The 4,644-nt window shown below is 72.2% G+C and carries 7 protein-coding genes and 1 pseudogene; 2 read left to right on the plus strand and 6 right to left on the minus strand.

Annotated elements, in window-relative coordinates; translation table 11 throughout:
- The first annotated feature begins 337 nt into the window (after positions 1–337).
- Together CR470_RS35865 and CR470_RS35870 are read left to right on the plus strand one after the other, a co-directional pair.
- Positions 338–1,243, plus strand: a complete 906-nt coding sequence (locus CR470_RS35865; RefSeq protein ID WP_097871761.1) for an Fpg/Nei family DNA glycosylase — start codon at positions 338–340, stop codon at positions 1,241–1,243.
- Between the two features lie 36 nt (positions 1,244–1,279).
- Positions 1,280–2,044: an SDR family NAD(P)-dependent oxidoreductase gene (locus CR470_RS35870; protein WP_097871763.1), complete on the plus strand. Its 765-nt coding sequence runs from the start codon at positions 1,280–1,282 to the stop codon at positions 2,042–2,044.
- On the opposite strand, the gene CR470_RS40950 is transcribed toward CR470_RS35870, so the two are convergent.
- From CR470_RS40950 to CR470_RS35900, 6 genes and pseudogenes are all read right to left on the minus strand, one after another.
- On the minus strand, positions 1,992–2,297 hold the full coding sequence (locus CR470_RS40950; protein ID WP_097871765.1) for a hypothetical protein: 306 nt from the start codon (positions 2,295–2,297) through the stop codon (positions 1,992–1,994). The genes CR470_RS35870 and CR470_RS40950 overlap by 53 nt on opposite strands.
- Before the next feature lie 169 nt (positions 2,298–2,466).
- Complete coding sequence (locus CR470_RS35880) at positions 2,467–2,643, minus strand: CsbD family protein (protein ID WP_097871767.1); 177 nt, start codon at positions 2,641–2,643, stop codon at positions 2,467–2,469.
- A 58-nt stretch (positions 2,644–2,701) separates the two neighbouring features.
- On the minus strand, positions 2,702–3,172 hold the full coding sequence (locus CR470_RS35885; protein ID WP_032794264.1) for a Dps family protein: 471 nt from the start codon (positions 3,170–3,172) through the stop codon (positions 2,702–2,704).
- Positions 3,173–3,436: 264 nt separating this feature from the next.
- Positions 3,437–3,820 carry a helix-turn-helix domain-containing protein gene (locus tag CR470_RS35890; RefSeq protein WP_097871769.1) on the minus strand — a complete coding sequence of 128 codons (384 nt, stop codon included), beginning with the start codon at positions 3,818–3,820 and terminating at the stop codon, positions 3,437–3,439.
- Positions 3,821–3,929: 109 nt separating this feature from the next.
- Complete coding sequence (locus CR470_RS35895; RefSeq protein ID WP_097871771.1) at positions 3,930–4,439, minus strand: CinA family protein; 510 nt, start codon at positions 4,437–4,439, stop codon at positions 3,930–3,932.
- A pseudogene (locus CR470_RS35900) lies at positions 4,436–4,644 on the minus strand (CDP-diacylglycerol--glycerol-3-phosphate 3-phosphatidyltransferase); the annotation flags it as partial. The gene CR470_RS35895 and the pseudogene CR470_RS35900, both read right to left, overlap by 4 nt.

A 4,644-nucleotide genomic window follows, 5' to 3' on the forward strand; every position in this document is an offset into this window, starting at 1 on the left:
GCCCCGGCCCTGCGGGCGGCGGCCGGGGCCCTGGCCGCCTCGGCCCGCGGCGGCGCCCTGGGCACGGTGACGGTGGAGCGGACGAACGGCGTCTCCTCCCTCACCTCGCCGCTGGGCCGGACGCTGGAAGCTGCCGGGTTCCTCGCCACCCCGAGAGGTCTGCGCCTGCGCGCCTGATCCGAGGGGCCGATGATCCGAGGGGCCGATGATCCGGGAGGCCACCCCGGCCCGCCCCGAGCCCGGCGAACGCCACCCTGCCCCTCGGCCGCCCGGACCGACGGCGGCCCCGGACAGACCGGCGCACGCACGCATGCCCCTGAGCGCCCATCATGGAGGCATGCCCGAAGGAGACACCGTCCTCCAGACCGCCGCCCGGCTCCACGAGGCTCTGGCCGGGCAAGTGCTGACCCGGTCGGACCTGCGCGTCCCCCGTTTCGCCACCGCCGACCTCTCCGGCCGGACCGTCCTGGACGTCACCGCGCGCGGCAAGCACCTGCTGACCCGCGTCGAGGGCGGACTGACCTTGCACAGCCACCTCCGGATGGACGGCGCCTGGCGGGTGTACGCCCCGGACGAACGCTGGCGGGGCGGCCCGGGACATCAGATCCGCGCGATCCTCGCCAACGCGGAGCACACCGCGGTCGGCTACCGGCTCCCGGTGCTCGAGCTGCTGCGCACCAGCGAGGAGGACCGCGCCGTGGGCCATCTGGGCCCGGATCTGCTGGGCCCCGACTGGGATCCCGGCCTGGCCCTGCACCGACTGCTCGCCGCGCCGGAGCGCCCTCTCGGCGAGGCGCTCCTGGACCAGCGCAACCTGGCGGGCATCGGCAATGTCTACAAGTGCGAGCTGTGCTTCCTGGCCCGCGTCACGCCTTGGCTCCCTGTGGGCGCCCTCCCCGACGGCGTGCTCCCCCGGCTCGTCACGCTCGCCGAGCGGCTGCTGCAAGCCAACCGCGACCGCCCCACCCGCACCACGACGATCACCTCCGAACTCCGCACCCCACCGCCCCCCGGGCCGGAGGCCGGAGCCGGAGTCGAGGCCGGAGCCGGAGCCGGGACCGAGCGCCCGCGTGCCCGGGCGGCCGGCCCGGCCCGGCCGCCCGTTCGCGTACAGGAGCGGCTGTACGTCTACGGGCGGGCCCGTCGCCCCTGTCTGCGCTGCGGGACCCCGATCCGTCTCGCCGACCAGGACGACCGGCCCGCCTACTGGTGTCCCGGCTGCCAATCAGGACCGACACCCTAGTTGACGCCTCGTCAGATACGGTCGTACGGTCCCGTCATGCCTCTCTCCGCGTACGACCTCACGGGCCGCGCCGCGTTCGTCACCGGCGCGGCGAGCGGCATCGGGCGGGCGAGCGCCCTGCTGCTCGCGGAGGCCGGGGCGACGGTGCACTGCGCGGACCGCGACGAGACGGGGCTGCGCCGGACGTACGACCTGATCACCGACGCGGGCGGCCGCGCCCTGACCCATCCCCTCGACGTGACCGACCGTGACCAGGTCCGTCAGGCCGTCGGCGCGGCCGGGCGCCTCGACGTACTGGTCGCCTCGGCCGGGATCATGCACTCCAGCAGCGTGCTGGAGACGGCGGACGAGGATCTGGACCGAGTCCTGGCCGTCAACTTCAAAGGAGTGCTGCACGCCTGCCAGGAAGTGGCCCGCTCCATGACGGCCCGCGCCGCCCCCGGCTCGCTGATCACCATGGCGTCCGGCGCCGTGGACTCCGCGAGCGCGGGCCTGCTCTGCTACAGCGTCGCGAAGGCCGCCGTGGTGCAGCTCACCAAGACGCTCGCCACCGAGCTGGGGCCCCACGCCATACGGGTGAACGCCGTCGCGCCCGGCTGGATCCGTACGCCCATGACCGACCGGCACGACGCCGCGGGCCGGCGCCGGACGGAGGCGACGATGGCCCGGATCTCCCCGCTGGGCCGGGTAGGCGAACCGGAGGACGTCGCACACACCGTGCTGCACCTGGCCTCTGACGCCTCGGCCTTCATGACCGGTCAGATTCTCCGGCCGAACGGCGGCGTCGCCATGCCCTGGTAGACCGCCGTCCCGTGAACGGCCTCAACGAACCCAACGAGCCCAACCGGCCGAGCAGACCCGACCGACCCCACCGCCCCAACGGGTTCACCGGCACGACCGACGCGACATGGACCGGCAACAGGCTCAACCCCCAGCCACCCGCCGCCACCGCCCCCTCCACCAGCCCCGCCTGTTCCGGACGCAGCACCAGCCGGAGCACCGCCCACCACCACAGCCCGCCGAGGACCAGCGCCGGCACCCATCGCCGTTTCATCGCTGCCTCCCGCGGCCGACGTCCTTTCCGGCAGTTTCCCCTGGTAGCGGCGGCGGTGCATCCAGAACGCCCGGCCGAGGAGTCACCCACACAGGAGTGCCCCCACCGAAACGGCGGGGGCACTCACGAGGCTCTGACGGCCCCAACGGGGCCCTGCTGCCGCGGGAAACTACCTGTCGTCGTCCCTGCGGAGGGAGTCCTTGACGCCCTTCGCGCGGTCGCCGGCCTCGTCCACCGCGCCCTTGGCCCGGCCCTTGGCCTGGTCGGCCTTGCCTTCGGACTCCTTGCGGCGGTCGCCGGTCAGCTTGCCGACCGCTTCCTTGCCCTTGCCCTTGAGCTTGTCCATGGCGCTGTCACCACTCACGATGTCGCTCCCTTTCGCTCGGACGCATGTCGCGCGCCGGTCAGGCGCTTTCCGCCTGGAACATCCAGGCATGCTTCTCGAGCTCCGCTGTCAGCCCGATCAGCAGGTCCTGGGTGATCGGGTCCGGCTCGTCGGTCGCCTCGATGCGCTCCCGCATCCGGCCGATGACCACGCCCAGCGCGTCCACCAGGATCCGCACGGCGTCGGTGTCCTTGATCCAGCCCTCGGGCACGGACGCGATCGCGGTCTCCTTGGCCACCGTGCCGGAGCGCCCGTCCGGATTGACCCCGACGGCCGAGGCGCGCTCGGCGACCGTGTCGGAGTGCTGCCGGGCCGTGACGACGACGTCGTCGAGCTGAAGGTGCACGGAGCGGAAGCGTGGACCGACCACGTTCCAATGGACCTGCTTGGCCACCAGGGAGAGGTCGACGAGGTCGACCAGAGCGCCCTGCAGCGCCGTTCCCACGACCTTGAGGTCACTCTCGGACAACGTGCTCTTGACCACAGACATATGCGCTACTCCCATCCGTCAGCCGCTTCGCTGACCGTCTCGGTGCATCACCCACGATGGCACATATGAAGCAAAACGGTCACGCGAGCCTTGTCCTGCGTGTGCCCACCCGTCGAAGGCTCACACCCCCTGTGAGGCGCACGCGACTCACGGGCCACACGGAAGGTTCGGCGGTCACGTCGACTTCGACCTCCCACGCGAAAGTCCCGGCCGACCCCTGTCGGGGTCGGCCGGGACTCCGGTCGAGCAACTGTGCCACGTGGATCAGGCGGCGACGACGTCCACCGCTTCCGCGGGCGCCTTGATGGTCACCCGGCCCGACGGCACACCTGCGACCGACGAGACGGAGACGGAGTTGAGCATGGGACGAACCGGCACTGGGACCGGATCACCGGCAGCTGCCGACTCGGCCAGCTCAGCGAGCGAGAGCTCGTCGCTCACTTCACGCATGAGCTCGGACATCCGTACGTCAAGCGCGTCGCAAATCGCGGAGAGCAGCTCGGAGGATGCCTCCTTCTGCCCCCGCTCCACCTCGGACAGATAACCGAGCGAGACCCGGGCGGACGAGGAGACTTCGCGCAGAGTACGGCCTTGGCGCTGGCGCTGCCGACGCAGCACGTCACCCAGCAGGCGACGGAGCAGAATCATCGGTGGCTCCCTCCTCGGACCGCGTAGCCGCATCCTTCACGCCCTACCGTACCGCCTTGTGCTGCGGCCGTGCGGGGAGCGATGTCGTGTTCACTCAGGGCTGCAAACATCAATTCCCCCCGTTCTGTTCCGTATCCTGTGCCCGCGCATTCTCACCGAGTTCGCCTGCGAGCAGTTCGAGGGCCCCTCGCACACTCTCACTACGGATATCCGCCCTCTCACCATTCAACCGCAGAGCCGTCACTTTCTCGATGCCGGAGGGTCCGGCCACGGCGACGTAGACCGTGCCGACCGGCTGCCCGTCCTGTGGTTCCGGTCCCGCGACCCCCGTGGTGGAGACGCCCCAGTCCGCGTCGAGGACCCGGCGCACACCGACCGCCATCTGCAGCGCGACATCGGGGTCCACGGCGCCGCGCTCCGCCAGAAGGCTCTCGTCGACGCCCAGGACATCCCGTTTCACGGGGGTGGCGTATGCCGTCACCGATCCACGGAAGGACCGGGAGGCGCCGGGTACGGAGGTCAGGCCGGCGGCCACCAGGCCGCCCGTCAACGATTCGGCGACGGCGAGCGTCTCGCCCCGCGCTCCGAGAAGCCGGAGCACCCGGGCAGCGGCTGTCACCGCTCGGCCTCCGCGGCGTCGCGCGCCTCGGCAGCACCGCGTACGTCCTTCGCGGCGGCCACGGCTCCGGCAGCCGGGCCGGCGTCGGCCGCGGTGCCGGCGCTGCTCTGAAGGGCCTCCGTGGGCTCTGTGGCCCGCTCAGCCTCTGTGGCCCGCTCGGCCGCGGCGGCGCGCTCGGCGGCGAGGCCCTGGCGGCGCAGGACGA

The sequence above is a fragment of the Streptomyces sp. rh34 genome (assembly GCF_002551245.1).
Lineage (GTDB): Bacteria > Actinomycetota > Actinomycetes > Streptomycetales > Streptomycetaceae > Streptomyces.